Genomic DNA, 431 nt, shown 5'->3' on the forward strand with positions numbered 1-431 from the left:
CTGTAGGTGATACTATTGACCTCACTGCTATGACCAGTAAGGGATTTGAGGAGTTGACCACTACTGACATTCCAGATTTTGATGGTCTTGTCCCAACTAGTAGAAGCTAATTTTTGTCCATTGGGGCTGTAGGCGATGCTACTGACCCTATGGCTATGACCAGTCAGGGATTTGAGGAGTTGACCACTACTGACATCCCAGATTTTGATCGTCTTATCATAACTAGCAGAAGCTAACTGGTGCCCATTGGGGCTGTAGGCAACGTTGAAGACCGCGCTGCTATGACCAGTCAGGGATTTAAGGAGTTTACCACTGCTGACATCCCAGATTTTGATCGTCTTGTCATAACTAGCAGAAGCTAACTGTTGTCCATTGAGGCTGTAGGCGACGCTAATGACCCTATCGCTATGACCAGTCAGGGATTTGAGGAG

At 46.9% G+C, this 431-nt stretch carries 1 protein-coding gene; it reads right to left on the bottom strand.

Features of this window, described 5'->3' with window-relative positions; genetic code table 11:
* A partial coding sequence (locus tag ABF638_RS38315; protein WP_435027944.1) for a WD40 repeat domain-containing protein occupies nucleotides 1-431 on the bottom strand: 431 nt, incomplete at both ends.

The organism is Nostoc sp. CALU 1950, from assembly GCF_051172895.1.
GTDB classification, from domain to species: domain Bacteria; phylum Cyanobacteriota; class Cyanobacteriia; order Cyanobacteriales; family Nostocaceae; genus Nostoc; species Nostoc edaphicum_A.